Annotated in this window: 22 protein-coding genes, 1 tRNA gene and 1 pseudogene; 16 read left to right on the forward strand and 8 right to left on the reverse strand. The window is 63.4% G+C overall.

Features of this window, described 5'->3' with window-relative positions:
• Nucleotides 1-218 precede the first annotated feature (218 nt).
• The 3 genes from mgtE to BUB23_RS12250 form a co-directional block, all read right to left on the reverse strand.
• The gene (gene mgtE, locus BUB23_RS12240) at nt 219-1,700 is read right to left on the reverse strand and encodes a magnesium transporter (RefSeq protein ID WP_073103432.1); all 1,482 of its coding nucleotides are present in this window, start codon (nt 1,698-1,700) and stop codon (nt 219-221) included.
• A gap of 14 nt (nt 1,701-1,714) precedes the next feature.
• Entirely contained in the window at nt 1,715-2,059 is a 345-nt protein-coding gene (locus BUB23_RS12245) for an acyl-CoA thioesterase (protein WP_073103770.1), read from the reverse strand.
• Between the two features lie 237 nt (nt 2,060-2,296).
• Nucleotides 2,297-3,499 (reverse strand): M20 aminoacylase family protein, encoded by a 1,203-nt coding sequence (locus BUB23_RS12250; RefSeq protein ID WP_073103433.1) that lies wholly within the window; start codon nt 3,497-3,499, stop codon nt 2,297-2,299.
• 101 nt (nt 3,500-3,600) lie between these two features.
• On the opposite strand from BUB23_RS12250, the gene BUB23_RS12255 reads away from it, so the two are divergent.
• Entirely contained in the window at nt 3,601-5,274 is a 1,674-nt protein-coding gene (locus BUB23_RS12255) for an AMP-binding protein (RefSeq protein ID WP_073103772.1), read from the forward strand.
• On the opposite strand, the gene BUB23_RS12260 is transcribed toward BUB23_RS12255, so the two are convergent.
• A complete protein-coding gene (locus BUB23_RS12260) occupies nt 5,271-6,119 on the reverse strand; it encodes an inositol monophosphatase family protein (protein WP_073103434.1) in 849 nt (282 codons plus the stop codon). The two genes, BUB23_RS12255 and BUB23_RS12260, sit on opposite strands and share 4 nt — an antisense overlap.
• Nucleotides 6,120-6,222: 103 nt before the next feature.
• Between BUB23_RS12260 and mnmC the strand changes: the two genes are divergently transcribed.
• The 5 genes from mnmC to BUB23_RS12285 all read left to right on the forward strand — a co-directional run bounded on the left by mnmC (nt 6,223) and on the right by BUB23_RS12285 (nt 12,296).
• On the forward strand, nt 6,223-8,091 hold the full coding sequence (gene mnmC, locus BUB23_RS12265) for a bifunctional tRNA (5-methylaminomethyl-2-thiouridine)(34)-methyltransferase MnmC2/FAD-dependent 5-carboxymethylaminomethyl-2-thiouridine(34) oxidoreductase MnmC1 (protein ID WP_073103435.1): 1,869 nt from the start codon (nt 6,223-6,225) through the stop codon (nt 8,089-8,091).
• 118 nt (nt 8,092-8,209) lie between these two features.
• Entirely contained in the window at nt 8,210-10,432 is a 2,223-nt protein-coding gene (locus tag BUB23_RS12270; protein ID WP_073103436.1) for a glycoside hydrolase family 31 protein, read from the forward strand.
• Nucleotides 10,433-10,562: 130 nt separating this feature from the next.
• Complete coding sequence (locus BUB23_RS12275; protein WP_073103437.1) at nt 10,563-11,270, forward strand: RNA polymerase sigma factor; 708 nt, start codon at nt 10,563-10,565, stop codon at nt 11,268-11,270.
• A gap of 31 nt (nt 11,271-11,301) precedes the next feature.
• Nucleotides 11,302-11,883 carry a ferritin-like domain-containing protein gene (locus BUB23_RS12280; RefSeq protein WP_073103438.1) on the forward strand — a complete coding sequence of 194 codons (582 nt, stop codon included), beginning with the start codon at nt 11,302-11,304 and terminating at the stop codon, nt 11,881-11,883.
• A complete protein-coding gene (locus BUB23_RS12285) occupies nt 11,880-12,296 on the forward strand; it encodes a c-type cytochrome (RefSeq protein WP_073103440.1) in 417 nt (138 codons plus the stop codon). Before BUB23_RS12280 ends, BUB23_RS12285 begins: the two co-directional genes overlap by 4 nt.
• On the opposite strand, the gene BUB23_RS12290 is transcribed toward BUB23_RS12285, so the two are convergent.
• Entirely contained in the window at nt 12,293-13,111 is an 819-nt protein-coding gene (locus BUB23_RS12290) for a metallophosphoesterase (protein ID WP_245801254.1), read from the reverse strand. The genes BUB23_RS12285 and BUB23_RS12290 overlap by 4 nt on opposite strands.
• A gap of 76 nt (nt 13,112-13,187) precedes the next feature.
• Here BUB23_RS12290 and BUB23_RS12295 point away from each other — a divergent pair.
• The 7 genes from BUB23_RS12295 (at nt 13,188) to glnQ (ending at nt 18,566) form a co-directional block, all read left to right on the forward strand.
• Nucleotides 13,188-13,263, forward strand: a tRNA-Lys gene (locus BUB23_RS12295).
• A gap of 228 nt (nt 13,264-13,491) precedes the next feature.
• Nucleotides 13,492-14,502, forward strand: a complete 1,011-nt coding sequence (locus tag BUB23_RS12300) for a methionine ABC transporter ATP-binding protein (protein ID WP_073103442.1) — start codon at nt 13,492-13,494, stop codon at nt 14,500-14,502.
• Nucleotides 14,499-15,158 (forward strand): methionine ABC transporter permease, encoded by a 660-nt coding sequence (locus BUB23_RS12305; protein WP_073103444.1) that lies wholly within the window; start codon nt 14,499-14,501, stop codon nt 15,156-15,158. Before BUB23_RS12300 ends, BUB23_RS12305 begins: the two co-directional genes overlap by 4 nt.
• Nucleotides 15,159-15,176: 18 nt before the next feature.
• Nucleotides 15,177-15,968 (forward strand): MetQ/NlpA family ABC transporter substrate-binding protein, encoded by a 792-nt coding sequence (locus tag BUB23_RS12310; RefSeq protein WP_073103445.1) that lies wholly within the window; start codon nt 15,177-15,179, stop codon nt 15,966-15,968.
• Between the two features lie 166 nt (nt 15,969-16,134).
• Nucleotides 16,135-16,896: a glutamine ABC transporter substrate-binding protein GlnH gene (gene glnH, locus BUB23_RS12315; protein WP_073103447.1), complete on the forward strand. Its 762-nt coding sequence runs from the start codon at nt 16,135-16,137 to the stop codon at nt 16,894-16,896.
• A gap of 165 nt (nt 16,897-17,061) precedes the next feature.
• Complete coding sequence (locus BUB23_RS12320) at nt 17,062-17,841, forward strand: ABC transporter permease subunit (RefSeq protein WP_245801255.1); 780 nt, start codon at nt 17,062-17,064, stop codon at nt 17,839-17,841.
• A complete protein-coding gene (gene glnQ, locus BUB23_RS12325) occupies nt 17,838-18,566 on the forward strand; it encodes a glutamine ABC transporter ATP-binding protein GlnQ (protein ID WP_073103449.1) in 729 nt (242 codons plus the stop codon). The genes BUB23_RS12320 and glnQ overlap by 4 nt, the downstream gene beginning before the upstream one ends.
• Before the next feature lie 12 nt (nt 18,567-18,578).
• On the opposite strand, the gene BUB23_RS12330 is transcribed toward glnQ, so the two are convergent.
• From BUB23_RS12330 to BUB23_RS12340, 3 genes are all read right to left on the reverse strand, one after another.
• Nucleotides 18,579-19,280: a DUF6776 family protein gene (locus BUB23_RS12330; RefSeq protein WP_073103450.1), complete on the reverse strand. Its 702-nt coding sequence runs from the start codon at nt 19,278-19,280 to the stop codon at nt 18,579-18,581.
• Nucleotides 19,281-19,466: 186 nt separating this feature from the next.
• The gene (murU, locus tag BUB23_RS12335) at nt 19,467-20,153 is read right to left on the reverse strand and encodes an N-acetylmuramate alpha-1-phosphate uridylyltransferase MurU (protein ID WP_073103452.1); all 687 of its coding nucleotides are present in this window, start codon (nt 20,151-20,153) and stop codon (nt 19,467-19,469) included.
• Nucleotides 20,153-21,184: an aminoglycoside phosphotransferase family protein gene (locus tag BUB23_RS12340; protein ID WP_073103454.1), complete on the reverse strand. Its 1,032-nt coding sequence runs from the start codon at nt 21,182-21,184 to the stop codon at nt 20,153-20,155. The genes murU and BUB23_RS12340 overlap by 1 nt, the downstream gene beginning before the upstream one ends.
• A gap of 156 nt (nt 21,185-21,340) precedes the next feature.
• Here BUB23_RS12340 and BUB23_RS12345 point away from each other — a divergent pair, with 156 nt between their 5' ends.
• The 3 genes and pseudogenes from BUB23_RS12345 to rsmA all read left to right on the forward strand — a co-directional run.
• On the forward strand, nt 21,341-23,722 hold the full coding sequence (locus BUB23_RS12345) for an LPS-assembly protein LptD (RefSeq protein ID WP_073103456.1): 2,382 nt from the start codon (nt 21,341-21,343) through the stop codon (nt 23,720-23,722).
• Entirely contained in the window at nt 23,719-25,227 is a 1,509-nt protein-coding gene (locus BUB23_RS12350; protein WP_073103457.1) for a peptidylprolyl isomerase, read from the forward strand. The genes BUB23_RS12345 and BUB23_RS12350 overlap by 4 nt, the downstream gene beginning before the upstream one ends.
• 6 nt (nt 25,228-25,233) lie before the next feature.
• A pseudogene (gene rsmA, locus BUB23_RS12355) lies at nt 25,234-26,007 on the forward strand (16S rRNA (adenine(1518)-N(6)/adenine(1519)-N(6))-dimethyltransferase RsmA); the annotation flags it as partial.
• Nucleotides 26,008-26,093: the final 86 nt, after the last annotated feature.

Consider the following 26,093-nt stretch of genomic DNA (forward strand, 5'->3'; position numbering starts at 1 on the left):
ATGCACGACAGCGACGTGTTAAAGACAATCGCCGATGCACGACAGCGACGTGTTAAAGACAATCGCCGATGCACGACAGCGACGTGTTAAAGACAGTCGCCGATGCACGACAGCGACATGTTAAAGACAATCGCCGATGCACGACAGCGGCGCGTTAAAGACAATCATCGCTGCACGACATCAGCGCCAGCGGCGTGTCAAGAAAAACCGCAGCCGCTCTACATCAGAAACACGGTAGCCAGCCCCAGGAAAATCAGGAATCCCAGCGAATCGGTGGCAAAGGTCAGCAGCACCGACGAGCCCATCGCGGGGTCCTTGCCGAAGCGATCGCGCAAAATGGGAATAAGCACCCCCAGCGCCGCCCCGATCAGCATATTGCAGATCATCGCCGTCATCATGACGGCCGCAATCGCCAGCGAGCCCGAAATCGCCCATGCGAAGGTGGCGGCCACCACGCTTCCACAGGCGCCGACAAGAAAAGTCACCGTCAGTTCGCGCTTGACCAGCCGCCAGGCATTCGAACTGGTCACGCGGCCCACCGCCAGCGCCCGGATGATCATCGTCATGGTCTGGTTACCCGAATTGCCGCCTATCCCCGCCACGATGGACATCAGGAAGGCCAGTATCACGATCTGGCTCACGGTGTCCTCGAAACGCGAGGCCACCAGCGAAGCGATGGACGCCGTGCAAAGATTGACGAACAGCCACGGGGCCCTGTTGCGCAGCGCACTGAGCACCGGCGCGAAGATGTCCTCTTCTTGCAGACCGGCGCGCGACAGCGCTTGTTCCTGGGAGTCTTCCTGGATCACGTCCACCACCTCGGCGATGGTCACGCGCCCGATCAGCCGGCCCTGGTCGTCGATCACGGCGGCCGACACCAAGTCGTAGCGTTCGAATGCGCCCGCGGCGTCGGCGTCGGAATCCAGCGGATTGAGCGTCAGGTATTCGGTGACCATGACCTCGGACACCAGCATGTCGGGCTCGCGCACCAGCAAGGTGGAAAGCGATAGCGTCCCTTGCAGCTTGTCCTGTCGATCGACCACGAAAATCTGGTCGGTGTGGTCGGGCAGCTCATGCAGGCGCCGCAGGTAGCGCAGCACCACTTCCAGCGATACATCCTCCCGCACCCGGACCATTTCGAAATCCATGATGGCGCCCACCGTGTCTTCGGGGTAGCCCATGGCTTCGATCAGTTGCGCCCGCTCTTCGTCGGTCAGGCCTTTCTGGACTTCGGCGATGACATCGGGCGGCAGGTCGGGGGCCAGGTCGGCGATCTCGTCGGCGTCCATGTTGCCGGTCGCCGCGATCAGGTCCTGGTGGTCCATGGACTCGATCAGGGATTCGCGCGCCCAGTCGTCGACTTCCAGCAGCACGTCGGCGTCGTGCTCGGCGCTGACCAGCTGCCATACCGCCTGGCGCTCGTGCACCGGCAAGGATTCGAGGATGAAGGCGATATCGGACGGATGCAAATCGTTGATGATGGATTTGATCTCGTTCTCGTGCTGCCGATGCAGCAGGCCTTCCAGCAGGTTGGACCGGTCGTCGCTTTCGTATTGGCGGTGCGCCAGGGCTTCCACGACCTCCTGCCGCTTGAGTATCGATTGCAACTGCTGCAGCGCCTGCTGCGCGTCTTCGGGATCGAGGCGGCGGGGAATGGTGATAGGCTGGCTTTCTTCAGGCTTGACTGGACTGTCCGACATAGGCAAACCTTGTATTAAACGGGTGGAAGAGGGCGGCGCTTGCGCTGGTCGTCGGTGGCAACGTAGGTAAGAGTGGCTTCTGTGACTTTGACGACTTCGAGCTCCAGACGCTGGCGCTCGGCGTAGACCTCGACCGAGACGGTGACGGACGTGGTGCCCACCTTGATGATTTCGGCGTAAAAGCTGAGCAGGTCGCCGACGAACACCGGCTGCTTGAAGGTGAAAGAATTGACGGCGATGGTGGCCACCCGGCCGGCCGCGCGGCGCGTGGCGGGAATGGAACCCGCAATGTCGACCTGCGACATGATCCAGCCGCCAAAGACGTCGCCGTGGATATTGGCATCGGACGGCTGCGGCATGACCCGCAGCACGGCATGGGTTTCTGGAGGGGGTAGAACGGTACGGCTGTTATCGGCACTCAAGGCAACGGCTCCAGATTTTGAACGGCCTGCGCGGCAAACACGCGCACAGGCAGGCTATGCGAAAGACTTGCGCCGTACAGGCGCATGGGAAGCCATAAACGGAGCAAGCAGCATTTTAACGGCAAGTGGCGGCGCAGCCGTTAAACATTTATTAATTACGCCGGCGCGGCGCGGTCAGTCCGTGGGCGCCGCCAGCCATTGCCTGGCCAGTTCGGCCCAATAGGTGGCGCCCAGGGGGATGAGGTCGTCGTTGAAGTCGTAACTGCCGTTGTGCAGCATGCAAGGCCCCAGTCCGTGGCCCGCGTTGCGATGGCCGCCCTGGCCATTGCCTATCCAGACATAGCAGCCGGGCTTTTCCTTGAGCATGAAGGCGAAGTCTTCGGCGCCCATGGAGGGCTGGACCGCCTGATCGACCTTGTCGTCGCCTACTATCTGTTTGAGCACCCGGGCACAGAAAGCGGCTTCGCGGCCATGGTTCACCGTGGGCGGATACTTGCGGAGAAAGTTGAATTCCGCCGTGCAGTTCAGCGCGCGGCTGGTGTATTCGGTGACTTCGCCCATGCGCTTTTCGATCAGGTCCAGGGCCTGTTCGGAAAAAGTGCGCACGGTGCCGCGCATTACCGCATCGTTGGGGATCACATTGTCGGCCGAGCCGGCGTGGATTTGCGTAATGCTGAGCACCGCGGGGTCGAGCGGGTTGCGGTCGCGGCTGATGATCAGCTGGAAACTTTGCGCCAGCTGCACCGCCGCCATGACGGGATCCACGCCCAGATGAGGCATGGCGCCGTGCGCGCCCTTGCCCTCGAGCCTGATCTCGAAGGTGTTGCTGGACGCCATTATCGGCCCGGCGATCACGCCGAAAGTGCCGACATCCATGCCGGGCCAATTGTGCATGCCGAACACCGCCTCCATGGGGAACAGGGTGAACAGGCCGTCGTCCATCATGGCCTTGGCGCCGCTGAAGCCTTCTTCGGCAGGCTGGAATATGACATAGACCGTGCCGTCGAAATCCCGGCGCTCGGCCAGGTAGCGCGCCGCCGCCAGCAGCATGGCCGTGTGCCCGTCGTGGCCGCAGGCGTGCATTTTGCCGGCATGTTTGCTGGCGTGGCCGAAGGTGTTGAGCTCTTGCATGGGCAGCGCGTCCATGTCGGCGCGCAGGCCCAGGGCCCGGCCATTGCGGTTTCTGCCGTGTATGGTGCCGACCACTCCGGTGACGCCAAGGCCGCGATGGGTGGGTATTCCCCAGGACTCCAGTTCGCGGGCGACGACGTCGGCGGTCCTGACCTCTTCGTAAGCCAACTCGGGATGAGCGTGAATGTCGCGGCGTATGGCGGCGATTTCGGACTTCCATCCGACGATAGATTCAGCTAGGTTCATGATTGCGGGTCCTGTAGTGTCCGTCGGCAAACTTTACGCTTGTGACAGCGTATCATCAAATTATCGAAACCAAAAAAGGGCGCGGCGGCCCCATCCAGCTCATGGACACACCTTGCCCGCATTATTCTTCCGCAGATGCCCGCGGGGAACTCGCCCTCGGCGCGTATACCTCGCTGGTGGACATGCTCGACCAGGCCTGCCGCAAGCACGGGCCGCGGCGGGCCTTGGCCTTTATGGGGCGCGATCTGCGCTACGGGCAGCTGGATCGCCAGGCCGATGCCATCGCCGCCTGGCTGCAGCATCAGGGCCTGCCGCAGGGCAGCCGGGTGGCGCTCATGATGCCGAATGTCATGCCCTATATGGTGGCCGTGCTGGGCGCGCTGCGCGCGGGGATGATCATCGTCAACGTGAACCCCCTGTACACCGCGCGCGAACTGGAGCACCAGCTCCAGGACAGCGGCGCGCAGGCCATCTTTGTCCTTGAAAACTTCGCGGCGACGCTTGCCGCCGTGCCCGTGGCTGTCCTGCCGCGCCGGGTGGTGCTGGTGTCGGCTGGCGATATGCTGGGAATCAAAGGCTGGGCGGTCAATTTCGCCCTGCGCCATGTCAAAAGAGCCATTCCCCGTTATGCGCTGGCCGCCGCGGTCCCCCTGGCCGCCGTCTTGCGCGAGGGCGCGCGCCTGCAGTGGAGCAGGCCGGAAATTTCCATGGACGATGTCGCCGTCCTGCAGTACACCGGGGGCACGACGGGTGTTCCGAAGGGAGCCATGCTCACCCAGCGCAACCTGGTGGCCAATGTGCTGCAAGTGCAGGCCGTGGCGCGCCCGGCGCTGGGCGACGCGCAAGGCGAGCCATTGCTGCTCCTGAGCGCTTTGCCGCTATACCATATCTTCGCTTTGACCCTTTGCGGCCTGTTTGCCTTGCATGCCGGCATGTGCAGCGTGCTGATCGCCAATCCGCGCGATCTTGCGAGCATATTCCGCGCCTGGCGCCGGGACCCCATTCATATATTTCCGGGCGTCAACACCTTGTTCAACAGCCTGGTGGAGCGCGATGAGTTCGCCGCGCTGGATTTTTCCCGCCTGAAACTGTGCCTGGGGGGCGGCGCCGCCGTGCTACGGCCGGTGGCGGACAAATGGCGCAAAGTGACGGGCCGGCCTTTGATCGAGGGCTATGGCTTGTCCGAAACCTCGCCGGTGGTGTCGGCCAACCCCGCCGATGCCGGCGAATATTCCGGCGACATCGGATTCCCCCTGCCCGGCACCGAGGTCATGCTGCTGGACGACCAGGGGCGCGAAGCTCCGCCAGGCGGGCCGGGCGAACTGGCTGTGCGCGGCCCCCAGGTCATGCCCGGGTACTGGCAGCGGCCCGACGAGACGCGGCAGGCTTTTTCCGACCAGGGCTATTTCAAGACCGGCGATATCGCGGTCATGAGCCCGGAAGGGCGCCTGCGCCTGGTCGATCGCAAGAAGGACATGATTCTCGTCTCCGGGTTCAATGTCTATCCCAACGAGGTCGAGGAGGTCGTGGCGGGGCATCCGGGCGTGCTGGAGTGCGTGGCGGTGGGCGTTCCCGACGAGCGCACCGGCGAGGCGGTCAAGGTTTTCATCGTCAAGAAGGACGCGGGCCTGGATGACCAGGCCTTGCGGGACTGGTGCCGCGCCCGCCTGGCCGCCTACAAGCGCCCGCATCTGTTCGAGTACCGGACCGAACTGCCCAAGAGCCATGTAGGGAAAATCCTGCGCCGGGCGCTGCGCGACGAGGCGCGGGCCTAGTCTTTTTTCAGTTGCGGCTGGATCATGGCATCCAGCGCGGGCGCCGTATGCTGATTGCCGGCATAGACATAGCCCTTGATCGGCCACGGGTCGCGATGATGCATGTCTTCGCAGATGCCGCCCGCTTCGCGCACGATGACGGTCCCGGCGGCAACGTCCCAGGGCGCCAGCCCCATTTCCCAATAGCCGTCGTAGCGTCCGCAGGCGACCCACGCGAGGTCCAGGGCGGCGGCGCCCAGCCGGCGCACGCCGCGGGTGTTGTTGATGGCGTAGTCCAGGGTAGGCATGTATTGCTCGGCGAACGAGAAATCGCGAAACGGGAAGCCGGTGGCCACGACCGATTCGCTCAAGAGCTCGGTTTGCGAACAATTGATGCGCCGCTCGTTGAGCCATGCGCCCACGCCATGCATGGCGGTAAAAAGCTCTTCGCGGTTCGGGTCGTAAATCACGCCGATGACCGGAGTATCATGCTGCAGAGGCGTGTCGCCCTCGATCAGGGCGCCGGCATGGGCGATCAGGGCGATCGACACCGCGTACTGGGGTATGCCATGCAGGAAATTGGTGGTGCCATCGAGCGGGTCTATATACCAGGTCGCGGCGCCCGATGTCTGCCCCCCGCTTTCTTCGGCCACTATCCCCAATTGCGGCGTGCGCTCGCGCAGGATTTCGATGACCGCCAGCTCCGCCTCCCGGTCGGCCTGGGACACCAGGTCGTTGCGCATTTTTTTGTCAATGACCAGCTCGGCCCGGTTATGGGCGTACGATTGTAGAATAGCTGCCCCGGCGTGCGCGGCCGTCACGGCGGCATCCAGGCAGTCGCTGAGAGGAAGTCGGAAAGATTGCATACAGTGGATCCAGGTCAACAAGAACGGAGGCATTGTGCTCCCGGTCACGTACCATTGTACGTGACGATAATTTATTTTTTCCTTAACCCCGCCATGCCCATGTATGTCCGATAACTACGAGCGCCTGATTCCGGCGACGGTCGCTTTCGACGAGCGCGGCACGCCCATGAGCCCGGCTTTCGGCGATGTCTACCACCCGGCATGGGGCGCGCTGGAGCAGGCCCGCAGGGTCTTCCTGCACGGCAACAGCCTGCCGCGGCGCTGGCAGGGCAAAGACAGTTTCACGGTGTGCGAGACGGGCTTCGGCCTGGGCAATAATTTTCTGGCCTTGTGGCAAGCCTGGCGCGACGACCCGCAGCGCTGCGCGCGCTTGCATGTGCTGTCCTTCGAAGCGCACCCTTTTGCGCGGCAGGATCTGGGCCGGATTCTTGCGGGCAGCCTGCCGCAGCCTGAAAAGGCGCTGGCCAGCCAATTGGTCGCCGCCTGGCCGCCTTTGTTGCCCGGCTTGCACCGGCTGGAGTTCGAAGGCGGCAGCGTCACGCTTACCCTGGCTTTCGGCTCGGTCGCCAGGCTGGCCAAACAGGCTTGCGCCGAGGTCGACGCCTATTTTCTGGATGGTTTCGCGCCGCGGGTCAATCCCGACATGTGGACGCGCGGGCTTTTCGGCCAACTGGTGCGCATGGCCAATCAGGGGGCGACCGCCGCCACCTGGTGCTGCGCCGGCGAAGTGCGGCGCGGCTTGCGCGACGCGGGCTTCCTGGTGTCCAAGGCGCCGGGCTTCGGCGGCAAGCGGGAAATCACCGTGGCCACTTTGCGCCCCGGCATGGGGCGCGGCCATGCGGCGCGCCCGCCGCGCGAGCCGGCGCTGGTGGTGGGCGGGGGGCTGGCGGGCGCCGGCATTGCGCAGGCCCTGGCGCTGCGCGGCCACGAGGTGACGCTGTTGGACCCGGTGTTCGCCGGCGGGCTCGGAGCCAGCCATCGAGGGCATATCGCGGCGGCTATGACGCCGGTGATCAGCCGCGACGACGACATACGGGCGCGGCTCAGCCGGGCCGGCGTGAGCCGCGCTTTGCAGCGCTGGCAGGGCTTGCCGGGCGATGCCCGGCCATGGCGCTGCGGGACTATCGAACTGGTTCCCGATGCGCGGGAAGCCAGCCGTTGCCGCGATGCGCTGGCATACCTGGGTTTTCCGGACGACTGGGTCGGCTGGCTGGACGCGCCCGAGGCGTCGCGCCGGGCTGGAAGGGCGCTGGCCTGCGCCGGCTTGTGGTTCGCCGATGGGCAGCGGGTCCAGCCCCAGGCTCTGCTCGAAGCCTTGCTGTATCATCCTCGTATACACTGCAAGGTCGGCCGGGCGGCAAGGCTGCAAACCGATGGCGCGGGCCTGTGGCGCGCGCTGGATGCCCAGGGGAAAGAACTGGCCAGCGCCGCGCTGGCGGTTCTGGCCAATGCCGGGCAGGCGGCCGCGTTGCTGGCGACCGTTCCGGGCGTCCCGCGTCTTCCCAAGGTGGAGGCCATATACAGCCTGGCGGGCCAGGTCAGTTATTACAGCGGCGGCGAGACGGCATCCTTGCGCGCAGTCCTGGCTGGCGACGGATATTGCCTGCCTCCCGTCGATGGGCGGTCCGTGGGCGGCAGCACCTACCTGCAGGACGCCGCGGTCAGCGAGGTCACGCTGCAAGGCCACCTGGAGATCAATAAAAAAGTGGCTGGCTTGCTAAATGTGGTACCTTGCCGAATTGGTCAATTGCCTGGCCCGGGCGATGGCTGGGCGGGCTGGCGCGCGGCGGTAAGCGACCGGCTCCCGGTAATCGGGCCTATTGACGATGTGCCGGGCTTGTGGCTTGCTTGCGCATATGGATCGCGCGGGCTTAGCTGGGCGGCGTTGGCGGGCGACGTGATCGCCGCCGCGCTGGACCATGAACCCTTGCCTTTGGAACGGGAGTTATTACGCAGGATTTCCCCAAGATAAGCTGTTTTTTACGGTTTCGAAAGTCGCATAAAGCCATGCGATTTTATTTTATAGCGCAAATCCGTCAAAATAGTGGCTTTTAAAATGCTTTTTGGGCGTATGCCCCGAGGATTGCGCTGTGCCGCCCAAGTCTGACCTTGCTCACGTGACGCAACTTGTTACCCTGAATTTTATTACGGCGAAATTGACGCGAGCCGATTTCGCTTGCGATGACACCGAGCTGCAGCTTCAGGTCGAAGCCCACGCGCCCGGCGTCTACCGCTTGCGCTGCGCCGCCGCCGAATCGTTGCAAAGCGATAAGCCCAGCGCGCGTTCGCGGGCGCATGCCGAAATGCTGCTTGCCCGGCAAGAAGCCGTGGGCGAATTGGCGGTGAGCTCGATCGCCGAACCGGCGCAACTGGGCTGGCGCCTGGAACAGGGCGATATCGCCCTGGAAATCGTTCGCTCGCCATTGGAAATCGCCTTGTATCGGGGCGACGAATGCCTGTTGCGCACCCAGCCCGGCGCCGCGCTGGCTTGCAAGCAGGGCGCCGGCGACGGCGCCGTGGCGTGGCGCTTCAGCGCGGAACTCGATGGCGACGACGCCTTGCACGGGCTGGGCGAGTCCGGCGGCGAACAGGATCGCCGTGGCGGTTTCCTGGTGTCGGACGCGCCGGCGGCGCGCGCGCTGCCCCTGGTCTGGAGCCCCAAAGGCTGGGGCCTCTACGTCAATTCGCTGCAGCGGGTCGAACACGACCTGGGCCGCGAGAACCCGGATCTGTACCAGGCGCTGGTGCACGACCCGGTTTTCGACCTGTTCATCTTTGCGGGGGAGCCCGCCGAAATCCTCAACCAATATACCGCCTTGACCGGCCGCGCCGGCCAGCCCGGCCTCTGGCCCATGGGCGTATGGCTGGACCAGGCGCCCGGCCAGTCCATCGACGACACGCTGCGCCTCGTGCAGGAGTTCCGCGCCAACCAATGGGGCCTGGATGTGGTGCGCCTTGCGGCGCCGGCGGTGTATGGCTTCCAGGCCGACAAGCCGGCCTTCGAATGGGCGCCGGCCCGAGTCTCCGATACGCGCGATCTGTTCGCGCGCTTGCAGGCGCTGAATGTCCAGCTCGCGGCTCCCTCGTTTCCGGGCGTGCTTTGCGGCACCCATATGTTCGCCGAATGGGAGGACCGGGGCTGGCTGCTGATCGACGACGACGGCAACGCGCATGTTTTTCCCGGCGATGACGTCAGCGGCGGGCAGGACTTCGGGCTGCTCGACCTGACCAACAAGGATGTCTACAAGCTGTGGTCCGAGCGCCAGCGCCAACTGGTGGACGAAGGGCTGGGATCGCCTTCTTGCGATGCGCAGTTCGATATCCCCGACGGCATCACGGCGCGCGGCGGCGAATCCGGTCCGGCGCTGCGCACGATATATCCCCTGCTGGCCCGCCAGGCCTTGTTCGACGCCGTGGCGGGGCACAAGACGCCGCAGGAAGGCGTGATCTGTAGCACCGATCTGTTTCCGGCGGTGCAGCGCTTCGCCTGGCAAACCGGGCCGCAGGCCGGCAACGACTGGGCGGCGCTGCAGCAAACCTTGCGCGCGGCCCTGTCCCTGGCCGATAGCGGCGTGCCGGTGCAAACGCACTGCCTGGGCTCGGCCCGGCATCCCGTTGGCGGCATGACGCCCGAGCTTTATATCCGCTGGCTGGCCATGAGCGTGTTTTCCGGCAACTTCAGCTTCCAGGGCATACCGGCGCTGCTGCCCGGCGCATTCGATAGCGCCACCCGCGAACTGGTCCAGCATTGGCTGCAGTGGCGCTACCGGCTGATTCCCTACGTGCTGGGCATCATCGAAGACGCGGTGCGCACGGGCCTGCCGGTGCAGCGGTCGATGGCGCTGGCTTTCCCGTCCGACCCTGTCGCCCAGGTCTGGGACACTCAATATATGCTGGGCCCGGCATTGCTGGTCGCCCCGGCGCTACAGCCGGGCAGCCATATCCAGGTGTATTTGCCCAAGGGCGACGCCTGGTGGGACCTGAACACCGGCTGGCGCTACGAGGGCGGCACCACCTGGACGGTGGAAGCCGGCCTGGACACCTTGCCGGTTTTCGGGCGCGAAGGCCACATGCTGTGCCTGGGACCCACCGCGCAGCATACGGGCGACTTCAATTCGGCGCGGATACTCGACGAGGTCTGGATGTTCGGCATGCCGGAACACAGCCCCGTGGTCATGCGCAACAAGATACGCGTGATGCAGATGCAGGGTTCCAGCTATATCAAGGGCCTCGAAGGCTTGCGCATCCTGCCGGCCGAAGGGCTGGAAGTCAAGCGCCGCGGCGCCGAGGTGCGTATTTCCCGGGCTCGCTGATCAAGGGCGCCGGCCCGCGGGGCCTGGAAGGGGAGAGGCGATAAGCCTCTCCCTTTTTCTTTGGGCGCGGGAACGCCGGCCGCGGCAGCGGTATCTAATGCGGTAACTGACTCACTTTCTGGTTGCCGCCATGCCTCTTGCCCTTGTAAAGCCCGCCGACCGCGCCTGTGCCACCGATGCGCAACTGGCCCAGCGCATCGCAATGAAGGACTTGACGGCCTTGCAGGCCTTGATGCGGCGCCACAATCAGCGCCTTTATCGCGTGGCGCGCAGCATCCTGCGCAACGATGCCGACGCCGAAGAGGCGGTGCAGGAAGCCTTTTACAAGGCCTACCAGGCCATCCCCCGTTTCCGCGGCGATTCCAGCCTGTCGACCTGGCTGGTGCGCATCGCGGCCAATGAATCGAACCGGCGCCTGCGCAAGATAAATCGCCTTGCGACCTGGCTGGAATTCAATAACGACGCAGAGCGTGGCGATGTCACGGCAACCATGACCTCAGACGAATTTTCCGGCCAGCCCGAGCCCAGCCTCGCGCGCGCGCAGACCCGCCAACTGCTCGAGGCGCGCATCGACCAGCTTCCCGATTTGTTCCGCGCCGTGTTTGTGCTGCGGGCGGTGGAAGAGCTGAGCGTCGAGGAAACCGCCGCCTGCCTGGGCATACCGGCCGCCACGGTGCGGACCCGCTATTTCCGGGCGCGCAAGCTGTTGCGCGCGTTTTTGCAGAGCGACATGGGGGACGGCGTCGCCACTGCCTTCGCGTTTGCCGGCGATCGCTGCGACCGGATCGTGGCGGCCGTCATGGCGCGCCTGGACGCGGCGCCGATGAGCCGTCCATGATTTCAAGTCCCATCCTGCGAGGAGAAGTACCATGTCGTTTCTCAGTTTTGTCCATAACCCCGACACCCGCGACGCGCGCCGCGTATTCCTGGGGAGGTCCGGGCTGCTGTTGTCCGGCGCCGCGGTGGCGCTGATGGCGGGGCGCGACGCCCTGGCCAAGGGCAAAGGCAAGGAGTCCGGCGCCTCGGACGTGCGCATCCTCAATACCGCCCTGGGCGCCGAGCTGGAGGCCATCGCCGCCTATCAACTGGGCGCCGACAGCGGCCTGTTGCAAAAACCCGTCCTGGATCTGGCGCTGACATTCCAGGGACATCACAAAGAGCATGCCGGCCTGCTGGCCAAGACCATACAGACGCTGGGCGGCAAACCCGTATCGGCCAAAGAAAAATATATCTTTCCGGTGGATGCTTTGAAGTCGCAGGCCGACATCCTGCGCTTTGCCTCCCTGCTTGAAAAGGGAGCGGTCAGCGCCTACCTGGGCGCGGTGCCGGTATTCGACAACCGCGACCTGGCCAAGGCGGCGGCCAGCATACTGGGCGACGAAGCGATGCACTGGGCGGTCTTGCGCAATGCGCTGGGCGAGCCTCCGGTGCCTTCCGCCTTCATGTCATGAAACCCGCGCAGTGGCTGCTTATATTGGGGGCGAGCTTCTGTGCGTACGGCGCCGGGGGAATCCGGCCCGCCTGGCCCCAGGCCGTGGCGTCCGGCGCCGCGGCGCGCGGCGCAGCCATCTATTCGCGCTGCCTCGCCTGCCATGCATGGGCCTACGATCGAACGGGCCCCCGGCATTGCGGCCTGTTCGGCAGGCAAGCCGGCACGGCGCCCGGCTTCGCCTATTCGCCGGCCATGAAAGACTCCAGGATTATCTGGGACGAAGAAACCTTGAACCGCTTCCTGGAGAACCCCATGAAGATGGTCCCCGGGACCTCGATGGGCTATGCGGGGATCACCGACGCGCGGGAGCGCGCCGACCTGATCGCCTATCTGAAAAAGGAAAACTCCTCGGCCGATTGCGCGGCCCGCTAGGGCGCGCCGGACTGCCCGCCGCCGCTGCGGGCGGTGGACAGTTCTATGACCAGCTCGGGATCGAAGGCGGGGTTTTCATTGACGCCGTCTTTGACATAGCCGCGCGGGTTGCATACCACCCGCGTGCCATTGACCTGGTAGTCGAAGCTGTCGTGGGTATGGCCGTGTATCCATAGCGCGGCGCGGTCCGCGCCCATCAGGTATTCGCTGTCGGAGACGAAGCAGCTGTTGATCAAGGACCCCTCGAATCGGGGATGTATGCTTCTGGACGAGGGCGAATGATGTGTGATGACCACGGTGGGGCCGTCGAAAGGCTGGGCCAGCTTCGCTTGCAGCCATGAGCGGTTGGCATGAAAGAGCTTTTCCATGTCGGCGGGCGAGAACGCGCCGCCCGGCGCCGTGTCCGCCTTGATGCGGACAAAGTCGTACATGAAGGCGAGAGCCTGCTCGATAGCTTGTTCGCGCAGCGCGCCCGCACCGTATAAGTCGAAGCCGGTCCACAGCGTGGAACCCAGAAAACGCACGCCCTGCAGCACGATTTCGCTGTTGTCGAGTATATGTATGCCGGTCCCCGCCGCGTATTTTTCGAGCTCGCGCACCGTGCCGCCTATGCTGCCGCCGTAGAACTCGTGGTTTCCGGGCACATACAGGACCGGCTTGCTGAAGCCGCCGGCCCATTGCAAGGCTTCCCTGGGGCGCGCGATATCGCCGGCCAGGATAATGATGTCGGCGTCGGTTTCGGGAATGGCCAGGCCCGCCCGGCTCAAATGCAGATCGGACAGGATGTGGAGCCGGATGGCGCTAGGAGTGGACATGGCTTGTTTGCTTGTTCTCGCGGCTTGGGTTATTTGACAGCCTTTTCAAATGGCGTCATAATCTCGTTCTTCGGTTGGGTCGTTAGCTCAGTCGGTAGAGCACCGGACTTTTAATCCGTTGGTCGCGCGTTCGAACCGCGCACGACCCACCACCGAGCCTTTTTAAAGAACCAGCCCCCGCGGCTGGTTTTTTATTGGTTTTACCATAAGCGCCGCGCTTGTGGCCCAGGCATGCGCCGCGGCGCCATCCATACATGATTTTCCGTGCAATCAATATTCCTTTTAACTATAAGGAATTATGAAAAATGCTTATGCGGTTATGTTAAATTGTGCCACCACCGCTGTTTCAGTGGCGCCGCCGTTTTTGGGAAGCCCGCGTTTTGATTCTCCTGAAAAATATCCATAAAACCTATGCCTCGCCGGGCCGTGTTTCGCACGCCCTCGCCGGGGTGGACCTGGATATCCGGCAGGGCGAGGTCTTTGGCATCATCGGGCGCTCCGGCGCCGGCAAAAGCACCCTCATACGCATGCTCAACCTGCTGGAAAGGCCCACGCAGGGCGAAGTATGGGTGGGCGGCCAGAATATCACGCGGCTTGGCGAGCCGCAATTGCGCCGCTTCCGGCAAGGCGTGGGCATGGTGTTCCAGCATTTCAATCTGCTGCGTTCGCGCACGGTTCTTGACAATGTCTGCTTTCCCTTGCGGCTGGCCGGCCTGAGCAGGGCCCGGCGCCTGGAGCGGGCGCACGAGGTGCTGGCCCTGGTAGGGCTGGCGGATCATGCGGGGAAATATCCGCGGCAATTGTCCGGCGGGCAGCAGCAGCGTGTCGGCATAGCCCGCGCGCTGGCCAACCACCCGGAGCTGTTGCTGTGCGACGAGGCGACCTCGGCGCTGGACCCCGAAACCACTCAGTCTATCTTGCGCCTGCTGCTGGACATCAATAAGCGCCTGGGGTTGACGATAGTCCTGATAACGCATGGCATGGATGTGATCCGGACAGTATGCGACCGCGTGGCCGTGATCGACGCCGGCGTCATCGTGGAACGCGGCGATGTGCTGGATGTCTTCCTGCACCCCCGGCACCCTGTGACGCAGTCCCTGCTGTCGGAAAGCGGCATGGACGCCGAAGGCTGGCGCGAGATGGCGCAGGGGATCGCGGGGCGCTTGATACGATTGAGTTTTCGCGGCGAGTCGACGGTCCAGCCCATGCTCAGCCGCGCCAGCCGCGATCTGAACCTGGACCTGAGCATTTTGCAGGGCTCGGTCAGCCGCATCAAGGACACGCCTTATGGGCAGCTGGTCATTGCGGTCCAGGGCGATGCGGCGGCGCAGGAACAGCTCGACGGCGTATTTGCCGGCGCGGGCGTGGAATGCGAGGTGCTGCGGCCATGATGTTCGCCAATATCGATTGGGCCCTGATAGGCGAGGCCACCATAGACACCTTGCTGATGTCCGGCTTTTCCCTGGTGTTCACCGTCGTCATCGGTTTGCCGCTGGGCATCATCCTGTTCCTGACCAGCCAGCATCAAATGCTGGAAAACGGCCCGGCCTATCATGCGCTGTCCTTCGTGGTGAATGTGCTGCGCTCGGTGCCCTTTCTGATCCTGCTGATCGTAATGATCCCGCTGACGCGGGTGCTGGCCGGCACGTCCCTGGGCGTGCAAGGCGCGATTCCGCCGCTGGTGGCCAGCGCGGCGCCGTTTTTCGCGCGCCTGGTGGAGAACGTATTGCGCGAACTCGACCCCGGCGTATCCGAGGCGTGCCGGGCCATGGGCGCCAATTCGCGCCAGACGGTGCTGATGGCGCTGATTCCCGAGGCGACCACGGGCATCGTCGCGGCGATCATCGTGACCGCGATCGCGCTGGTTGGGTATTCGGCGATGTCGGGGGTGATTGGGGGCGGGGGCCTGGGGGACCTGGCCCTGCGCTTTGGCTATCAGCGCTACCAGACCGATGTCATGGTGGTGACGGTTGTGGTTCTTGTTGTGATGGTGCAGGTCTTGCAGGTGTTCGGCGACAGGCTGGTTGCCAGGCTGAATCGCAGATAATTTTCTGGAGAGTAAATCATGTTTTTTAAGAAAATCGCGCCAGTACTGGCGGTTTCCGTAGCGGCAATGCTGGCGGGCGCCGCCGCCCACGCGGAAAAACTCAGCGTCGCCGCCACGCCGGTGCCGCATGCCGAGCTGCTCGAACTGGTCAAGCCGGTGCTGGCCAAGGAGGGCGTGGAGCTGGACATCAAAGTGTTCACCGATTATGTGCAGCCCAATCAGCAGGTCGCCGACGGGCATATCGACGCCAATTTTTTCCAGCACCAACCCTATCTGGACTCATTCAACAAAGAGCACAAAACCAGTCTGGTCGGGGTAGGCCTGGTTCATGTCGAACCCTTTGGCGCCTATTCCCAGAAAATCAAGAGCACCAAGGAACTGAAGGATGGCGCGCTGGTCGCCTTGCCCAACGACCCCTCCAATGGCGCGCGCGCCTTGCTCTTGCTGCAGAAGCAAGGCCTGATCAAGCTGAAGGACCCGGCCAATATTCTCGCCACGTCGCGCGATATCGCCGAGAATCCCAGGCACCTGAAATTCCGCGAACTGGAGGCCGCCACCTTGCCGCGCATCCTGCCCGACGTGGACCTGGCGCTCATCAATACCAATTATGCGATAGAAGCGGGGCTCAATCCCGTCAAGGACGCCTTGTTCATCGAGGGCTCGGATTCGCCCTACGCCAATCTGGTAGTCACCACCGAGGCCAAGAAGGACTCGCCGGCCATCAAGAAACTGGTGCAGGCTTTGCAAAGCCCGCAGATCAAACAGTTCATCCAGGACAAGTACCAAGGCGCCATCGTTCCCGCTTTTTGATCGGCCCTATCGTGCCGGACGACGTGCCCCGTCAGGCCAGAAAAACCCCGGGTTTTCCCGGGGTTTGGCGTTTTCCCGGCGGGCTCGGGCGGAATTTTTGCGAAAAACCATAGGTTCTTTCGGTTACCATACGGTTTTCAGGGTCGCCCCAATCAAGGAGTCGTTTATGTTCACGAACAAAATCAAGGCAGCGCTGGCCGGATTGACACTTGCCCTGGCGCTGCCCGCCGCCCACGCGGCCCAGGACAAAGAGCTGCTGATCGCCACCGACACGGCTTTCGTGCCCTTCGAGTTCAAGCAGGACGGCAAGTACACGGGCTTCGATATCGAGCTGTGGGATGCGATCGCCAAAGAGGCGGGGCTCAAGTACTCCTTCCGCCCCATGGACTTCAATGGCATCATTCCCGGCTTGCAAACCCGCAATATCGACGCGGCGCTCGCCGGCATCACCATACGCGACGACCGCAAGAAAGTGATCGATTTTTCCGATCCTTACTATGAAAGCGGCCTGGCCATCCTGGTCGGCAAGGACAATACCGGCATCAATACGGCCAAAGACCTGGAAGGCAAGAACGTGGCGGTGAAAATCGGCACGGCGACCGTCGATTATATGAAAGCGAATGTTCCCAACGCCAAGCTCAAGCTTTTCCCCAATATCGACAACGCCTTCCTGGAACTTGCCACCGGCCGGGTCGACGCTGTCGTGCATGACACCCCCAATCTTCAGTATTTCGCCAAGACCGGCGGCGAAGGCCGCGTCAAGGTAGTGGGCTCGCTCAAAAGCGGCGACTTCTACGGCATAGCCTTTCCCAAGGGCAGCGAACTGGTTCCGGTCGTCAATAATGCGCTCAAGGCCATCCAGGCTAACGGCCAGTACGATGCGCTTTACCAAAAGTGGTTCGGCGAAAAAGCCCCTCAAGTAAAGTAAACCCGGCCAGGCTCACTACGGCGATCGGTGTCACACTGGATCGCCGTTTTTTGTCTGACGGCGCCAGGCTTGCTTGCCTGGCGCCCCATTTTCAAGGCAAACGACGTGACATTTGAATGGTCTGCCATTTGGGATGCATTGCCCAGCCTCCTCGAAGGCACAAAAATGACGGTGCAAATCACCTTGCTGGGCTTGATCGGGGGTACGATCATCGGGTTTCTGTCCGGCGTGGTGACTACCTATGTGAAGGTGCTGGTCACCTGGAAGACCACCGCCATCGCCATCGCCGCCGTGGCGGCCATCTATGTCCTGCTGAAGCTGGCTTCATGGATAGGCGCGACCTATCTCGCGGGCGTTCCGGACTGGGCATGGCTGGCGCTTCAGGCAGCGATCGCGCTGGGCCTGTTGTGGCGCTTCACCGCCTATATACCCGTCGCCCTGTCCTTCCTGGCGCAGTTGTACATACTGCTGATACGCGGCACGCCTATCGTCGTCCAGGTCATGTTCATCTACTTTGCGCTGCCGCTGATTTCCGGCTGGCGCATCGACGCATTGCTGGCGGCCATTTTCACGCTGGTCATCAATTCGGGCGCCTATATCGCCGAAATCGTGCGCGGCGCCCTGCAGTCGGTGCCCAAGGGGCTCAAAGAAGCCGGGCAGGCCATGGGCCTGCCTTTCTACAAGATCCTGGCGTATATCATCGGGCCGGTTGCGCTGCGCCGCATGATTCCCGCGATGGGCAACCAGTGCATCATCAGTCTCAAGGATTCTTCGCTATTCATTGTGATCGGCGTGGCCGAGCTGACCCGCCAGGGCCAGGAAATCATAGCCAGCAATTTCCGTTCGGTCGAAATCTGGGGCGCGGTGGCCGTCATCTACCTGATTCTTACGGGCATCATCGCGCTGACCCTGAAGTTCGTCGAACACAGGACGCAAATCGTATGAGCATCGTCGAGTTCAAGAAAGTCGTCAAGCGCTTCGGCGCCAGCACGGTGCTCGATGGCATAGACCTGACCATCGAAAAGGGCGAAGTGGTGGTCGTGGTCGGCCCGTCGGGCTCGGGTAAATCCACCTTTCTGCGCTGCATCAACGTACTGGAAACCATCCAGGAGGGCGACATCATCGTCAACGGCCTGAGCGTGCTCGGCAGCGGCGCCGAAGTGCGCGAACTGCGCCGCGAGGCGGGCATGGTGTTCCAGCAGTTCAATCTTTTTCCGCAGCTGACCGCGCTCGAGAACGTCATGTTCGGGCCCGTGCATACGCGCGGCTGCTCGCGCAAGCAGGCCAGGGACGAGGCCATCGCCTTGCTGGGCAAGGTCGGGCTGGAAGAAAAGGTCAATCATTATCCGGGCGAGCTCTCCGGCGGCCAGCAGCAGCGCGTGGCAATCGCCCGGGCCCTGGCCATCCGGCCGCAGCTCATGTTGTTCGACGAGCCCACCTCGGCGCTCGATCCCGAGCTGCGCCACGAGGTGCTCAAGGTCATGCAGGATGTCGCCGAAGAAGGGATGACCATGGTGGTGGTCACCCACGAAATGGAATTCGCCCGCAAGGTGGGCAGCCGCCTGATATTCATAGACGGCGGAAAAATTGCGGAGGACGGCCCGCCCGGCGAGCTATTGAGCAATCCGCCCAGCCAGCGCCTGAAGGATTTCCTGCAGCACGTGGCCTGAGCGGAGCGGCGCCTAGCGCGCCACGCGCAGGGTGCGTGTTGCGCTGAGCTTTTTCGAGCCTTGCGGCGTTATCTTGATCGTCACCTGGCGCGCGCTGAACCCCTCGGGCAAGGGTGCGGTCCCATGCACATGGGTGTACTGCTGCAACTGGATATTGAAGGGGGGGAGGTCTATGCTGGCGGACTTGCCGTTGGCGTACCGTCCCGCAACCACCAGCTCGACCTCGCCGGCAAAGGTGTCCGATTTGCCCTTGTCCTGCATGACCAGTATCTGGTAGGCCAATTGTCCGGCGCTGTTGCTGAATGCCGCCGAGCGGATGCCGGGCGAGGTGCCGCGCGGGTCGGGCGGCATGGCGTCGGCGAACAATTGCAGGTCGGCCGTAAGCTTGGCGACCTGTTCCTTGGCTTTTTTCAGTTCGGCGGTCAGCGACTCCAGGCTGGCCCGCGTTTCCTTGACGTCATGGCTTTGCTGATTGACCTGCGACTGCAGGCGCTGCTTGTCCATATTGCTGCTGTTCAGGTCATAGTGCAATTGTTCGGATTGCTCGACGGTCAGGCGCGTGGGGCCGTAGCTCTTCTGCAGGAACAGCAGGCCGCCGGCGCCCAGTATGATGCCGGTCAGCATCAATACCAGCCAGCGGGGTATGCGGCGCGGACGGCGGGTGTTGCCGTACGCCGTAGGTTTGAAGACGCGGCGTTTAGACGATCCGAACATGGGTATTTATTTCCTGTATTGCATGACAACGGAAATCAATGCGGATCCATTGCCGAAAAACCTTAAAGCATAAACGGTATCCGGGTCTGTGCCATCGATTGCGCAGCTTGGTTTCGCCTTGGCAAATTTCGACACATCCAGGCCGTTCAGCTCAAGACGCAGTGTACCGTGCGCCATGGCGCGTCGCTAGCTCAGGGCCCGGTCGAGATCGGCCAGGCGCTGCGGCGTGCCGACATCCACCCAGCGTCCCCCGTAGCGGCTGCCGCGCACTTGCCGCGCGGCCATGGCCCGGCGCAACAAGGGCGCCAGCGCGGCCGCCTGCTGGCCGGCGATGTCTTGAAACAGGGCCGGCCGGTAGATGCCTATGCCTGAAAATGTCAGCGCCGGGTCGGCGCCGCAGGTTCTGTCCGTCACCAGGCCCGACGCATGCAGCTGGAAATCGCCTTGCGGGTGCTGCGCGGGATTGTCGACCAATAGCAGCCATGCCAGCGTGCGCCCGTCCATGGCGGCGGCCGCCGCCTGCGCCTGGGCGGGGTCCCAATCGCACCAGACGTCGCCATTGATGACCAGGAAAGGCTGGCCGCGGAAAAAAGCCAGCGCTTGCGCTATGCCGCCGGCCGTTTCCAGCGCCCGGGCCTCGGGCGAATAGGCGATGCGCGCGCCGTACTGGCTGCCGTCGCCGAGAGCCTGCTCTATTTGCCCGCCCAGCCAGGCATGGTTGATCACGATTTCGGTGATCCCCGCCAGCACCAGGCGCTCGATATGCCAGACAATGAGCGGCTTGCCGCCCGCCGCCAGCAAGGGCTTGGGCACGCTGTCGGTGAGCGGGCGCATGCGTTCGCCGCGCCCGGCGGCGAGTATCATCGCCCGCATCAGAAAGTGTATCCGGTCGTGACCTGGCGGTTTTCGAGCTTGTCGAGCAGGCGCAGCAGGGGCCGGAAAACGTTGTAGCGGCCGGCCACCTGGCGCACATAGGTGTTGACGCGCGGAATGTGGTCCAGGTAGTGGTGCTTGCCGTCGCGATGCGAAAGCCGCGCAAAGACGCCCAGGATGCGAAGATTGCGCTGCAGGCTCATCCATTCATAGGCGCGATGGAAGTCGGCGAAATCGTCCGGCACGGCCAGCCCCGCTGCGCGGGCGGCCTCCCAGTAGCGTATGGCCCAGTCCAGCTGCTGCGCTTCTTCCCAGGTCGTGCGCGCATCCATGACCAGCGAGGCGATGTCGTAGCTGAGCGGGCCGACGAGCGCATCCTGGTAGTCGATGATGCCGGGGTTTTCCTGCGCCGCGCCCACCATGAGGTTGGGCGAGTGGAAATCCCTGTGCACCAGTACGCTGGGCTGCTTGATATTGTCCGCTATCAGGGCGGCGAAAGTTTCTTCCAATACGGTATTTTCGGCGGCGCCCAGGCTGGCCTGGCAGTGCCGCTGCGCATACCATTCGGGGAAAACGGCAAGCTCTTGCGCCAGGCGGCCGGCGTCATAGGCGGGCAGGCCGGTCGTGCTGGCGCCCTGCATGCGCACGAGCGCGGCAATCGCATCGCGATACAGTTTTTGCAGGCGCGCATCGTCCAATCCGGCCTGTATGGCCTGATAATAGGTCTGCTCGCCCAGGTCGGAAAGCAAAAGAAAGCCTTGTTGCAGGTCTTGCGCCAGGATGGCGGGCACGGTCAGGCCGGCTTGCGCAAGCAGCCCGGTGACGTGAACGAAGGGGCGGCAGTCTTCCTGCCCCGGCGGGGCGTCCATGGCGATCGCCGTGCCCGACGCGGTCCCGAGGCGGTAATAGCGCCGGAAACTGGCGTCGCTGGATGCCGGCCGCAGGCTGCCGATGTCCAGGCCATGGCTGCCGGCAATGCCGTGCAGCCAGTTTTTCAGTGCGGACAATCGGGATTCGGCGCTGGAGTTCAAGGTTCTTTTTCCATGATGAAGTAAAGGGTGGGCATAGCTCAGCCGGCTTGCATTAACCACGCGCGCGCCAGCTTCTCTATAATACCGGGTCGCCAATCATTACGGGTCGGCAGCTGTGCCAAAATATAGTCAGTTTTTTTCGGGGACGAAATACTCGTGCGTTTGGTTTGGTGGACAATTCTTCTAGCGGTCGCTGGCGTGTCGGCGGCGCAGGCAAAGCCGCCTGGCGCGGATGCGAGCCCGCGTCCCGCGCTGCCGGAATTGCAGATAGCCCCCAATCTGCAGATCCACAAGAATATAGACGACAACGAGATAAGTTCGTTTCTGATCGGCGACAAGATAGAGTCCGACGAAGACGGCAAAGTCAAGCTGACGGGCGCGGCCGAGGTGCGCCGCATCGATTCGGTGGTGAAGGGCGATTACATCGATTACCAGCGCTCCACCGGCCAGGTTCGGGTGCGCGGCAATGGCCTGATCATGCGCGAGGCCAGTATCGTCAAGGGCCCCGAGATCGACTACAACATCAACAACGAAACCGGCGAAGTCAACGACCCGAATTTCTGGCTGGGCGCGACCGGCGGGGCTGGCAAGGCGGTCAAGGCGGACATCCTCAGCCGCGACCACATGCGGCTGGCCGATGTGAGCTATTCCGGCTGCCCCTGCCCGGATCCGGCGTGGCACATCGAGTCGTCCCAGGTCGACCTGCACTTCCAGGACAACGAGGGCGTGGCGCGCAACGGCGTGCTGTACTTCAAGGGCGTGCCCATCCTGTACTCGCCTTACCTGACCTTCCCCATCCGCAAGGAGCGCAAGTCGGGCTTCCTGCTGCCCACTTACGGGACGTCCAGCTCGGGGGGCTTCGAGGTCTCGGTGCCGTACTACTTCAACATCGCCCCCAATTACGACGCCACCCTGACGCCGCGCTATATGGCCAAGCGCGGCATGCAATTGGGCGGCGAATTCCGCTATCTGGGCGAGAGCTATGGCGGGCAGATCTATGGCACTTACCTGGAGCGGGACAAAGTCGCCGATGACAAGCGCTGGTACTACTCCTGGCAGCACAGCCAGCGGCTGGGCGAAGGGCTGAGCGCATCGTTCGATCTCCGGCGCGTGTCGGACGATGACTACTTCCGCGACTTTTCCTCGCTGGGCCTGAACGAAGCCACGAACACCTATCTGCCCAGCACGGCCGGCCTGAACTGGAGCGGCTACAAGTATTTCAACGCTTCCCTGTACGCCTATACCTACCAGACCCTGCAGGACAGGACCGCGACATACTTGGCGCCGCAGTACGACAAGCTGCCCGAACTGTATGTGCGCGGCGCGCGCTATAACTGGGGCGGCTTCGATGTCCAGTCGGACAACTACGCAACCCGGTTCGAGATGCCGTTTTATTCGGGCGACATCCCCCAATACAGCATCTTCAAAGACCAGCGGATCGCTCCCAATGGAACCCGCTTTTCTTCGTATACCTCGGTCGCCTACCCCATTGTGCGCGCCGGCTGGTACGTCACTCCCAAGGCGGGGCTGCATCTGAGCCAGTACAATACCGACTGGTTCCCGAACCAGTTGCCCCAGTACGCGGGCTTCCCGAAAACACAGTCCCGGGTGCTGCCCATCATGTCCGTCGACTCGGGCATGACCTTCGAGCGCGAGGCCACCCTGTTCGGCAACGACGCGATCCAGACGCTGGAACCGCGGCTCTATTACCTGAACGTGCCCTACCGCGATCAATCGCAGATACCGGTGTTCGACACCAGCCTGGCCTCGTTCAATTTTTCCCAGGCCTTCGACGAAAACATATTCAGCGGCGGCTGGGACCGCATCGCGGAAGCCAACCAGTTGACGGTCGGCTTGACCACCCGCTGGCTCGATGCCGACAGCGGCTTCGAACGTTTGTCGCTTTCCGCGGCCCAGCGGATCTATTTTGCCAATCAGCGTGTCGGGCTGGGCGCGAACGACAGGCTGCGCACCGACAGGAAGTCGGATTACCTGGTGGGCGTCAACGCCGCGCTGACCGACACCTTGAATGTGCGGTTCGACGCCCAGTTCAATCCTGAATCCGCCGAGCGCAATCGCATGACGGCGGGCTTCCGCTGGGAGCCCAAGCGCCTGGCGACCCTGTCGGCGTCATATCGCTACGAGCGCGATCCCCGCGCCTTCACGGATCCGAACTATGTCATCGATCCCCTCGACGACCGAACGCGCGAGCAAGTCAGCCTCGGCGCGCAATGGCCGTTGACCAACAAGATCTACGCCCTTGGCCGCTATGATTACTCCTTGCAGGAAAGACGCAACACCCAGTCGATTTTCGGCCTGGAGTACAAGGGCGATTGCTGCTGGGTGGGCAGGGTCGTCATGCAGCGCTATGCGGTGTCGCGGGGCGACGTCAACACCGCGATGTTCGTCCAGCTGGAACTCTCCGGCCTGGGCTCGCTCGGCACCGACCCAATGAAACTGCTGAGCGACCGGATCATAGGCTATCGATCCATCACCCCACCAATACCCGAAAAAACCACCTTCGAGAGGTATGAATAATGCGTAGTGTGCATGCTAAGCGCCGGCTAGCGTCCGTTTTGATTCCAATTCTGGGCGTAACCTCGTCGGGCGTGGCGTTAGCTGCTGAATCGGCCGCCAAAGCCGCCGAGCCCTCCAGTGCGCAACAGTCCCAGCAGTTTCTCGACGGCATTGCGGCCGTCGTGAACCAGAAGGTCATTACTCTGCAGCAGGTCAATGCCGAGGCGCGGCTGGCGCAAGACCAGCTGCAGCGCCAGAAGATTCCGGTGCCCGACCATGCCGTCCTGCAAAAACAGGTGCTCCAGCGCATGATTACCGAAGAGGTCGAGCGCCAGGAAGCCGAGCGCCTGGGCATCCGGGTTTCCGACGCGCAGGCCGAGCAGGCCGTGCAGACCGTCGCCGACCGCAACAAGATTTCCGTTGCGCGCCTGCGCGAGGAAGTGGAGAAGTCCGGCGTGCCTTGGGAAACCTACATGAAGACGCTGCGCCAGGAAGTGCGCATGGATCTTCTGCGGCAGCGCGCGGTCGACAGCACCATCGTGATTTCCGATGCCGAGATCGATTCCTTCCTGAAGAGCCAGGGCGGGCAGTTGCCGGCCGCGCAGCCTGCGCCACAGGCGCAACAGCAGGCCCAGGCCGCGCCGGCGCAGCAGAGCGGCCCGGCCGTCCTGGGCCTGGCGCAGATCCTGGTGGCGGTTCCGGAAGGGTCGCCAGCGTCGCGCGTGCAGGAATTGCGCAAAAAGGCCGAGGCCCTGCTGGCGCGTGTGCGTGGCGGAGCCGACTTCGCCGGCGTGGCGGCGGCATCGTCGGATGATCCGCAGGCGCTCAAGGGCGGCGAGTTGGGCGTGCGGCCCCTCAACGGCTGGCCCGACCTGTTTCTGCAGGCGACCGAGAACCTCAAGCCTGGCGAGGTCAGCGGCGTCATTCAAAGCGGCAATGGCTTCCACATCCTGAAGGTGCTGACGCGCGGCCAGCCCGCGGGTGGCCGCGGCGCCCCGGCGCAGGCTCCCGCCCCGGGTCCTGCGCCGGCCGGTCCTCAGGCGCAAGCGCAGGGCCCCATGATGGTGACGCAAACCCACGCGCGCCACATCCTGATCAAGAGCTCCAAGGTCATGTCGGATGAAAAGGCCGAAACGCGCCTGAATCAGCTGCGCCAGCGCCTGCAGAATGGCGACAAGTTCGAGGATCTGGCCAAGCGCTATTCCGAGGACGTCTCGGCGCCGCAGGGCGGCGACCTGGGGTGGCTGACACCTGGCGAAACGGTTCCGGCCTTCGAGCAGGCCATGGACGATCTCGAACCCGGCCAGATCAGCCAGCCGGTGAAATCCCAATTCGGCTGGCACCTGATCCAGGTGCTTGAGCGGCGCACCAAGAATATGGAAACCGAATTCAAGCGCATGCAGGCAAGGCAGATCCTGTTCCAGCGCCGCGCCGAGCCGGCCTTCGAGGATTGGCTCAACCAGCTGCGGGGCCAGGCCTATATCGACAATCGTCTTGATCCCCAATCGAACCGGAGCCGTCGTTAATCATCTATGGCCCATCAAGCACGTAAACGTTTTGGCCAACACTTTCTGGTTGACGAAGGAATCATCGAATCCATCGTGCGCGGCATTGCGCCGCAACGCGGCGATACCGTGGTTGAAATTGGTCCGGGCCTTTCGGCCCTGACCAAGCCGCTTTTGCAGTCGCTGGACCACCTGACCGCCGTCGAGATCGATCGCGACCTGGCGGCGCGCCTGCGCCGCCAGTATCCGGCCGATCGCCTGACAGTGGTCGAGGGCGATGCGCTGCAGGTCGACTTCGCCCTGCTGGGATCCGGCCTGCGCATCGTCGGCAACCTGCCCTACAACATTTCCAGTCCCTTGCTGTTTCATCTGATCGGCTATGCCGATCATGTGCTGGACCAGCATTTCATGCTGCAGCGGGAGGTCATAGACCGCATGGTGGCCGCGCCCGGCTCGGGAGACTATGGGCGCCTGTCGGTCATGCTGCAGTCGCGCTACAGCATGTACAAGCTGTTCGACGTCCCGCCCGAGGCTTTCGACCCGCCGCCGCGCGTGGTGTCGGCCGTGGTGCGCATGGCCCCATTGCCCGAGTCCCGTCCAAGGCCGCAAAGCCAGAACGCCTTTGAGAAACTCGTGGGCAGGGCATTCACCCAGCGGCGCAAGATGTTGCGCCGTTCGTTGAATGACTGGGCCGGCCTGATCGATTGGGACGGCCTGGGGATTCTGCCGACTTCGCGCGCCGAGGAGTTGTCGGTGGGGCAGTTTATCGCCCTGGCCGACAGCCTGCTGGCGGCGGGCGCGCTCAAGGATGAGCCTGGACATAGGACAGTCCCTGCGGACTGTCCTATGCCTGGCGAATCCGAGCGGCCTGCAGGCCGCGAGGTGGA

The organism is Pollutimonas bauzanensis (assembly GCF_900129885.1).
Taxonomy (GTDB): Bacteria; Pseudomonadota; Gammaproteobacteria; order Burkholderiales; family Burkholderiaceae_B; genus Pollutimonas; species Pollutimonas bauzanensis.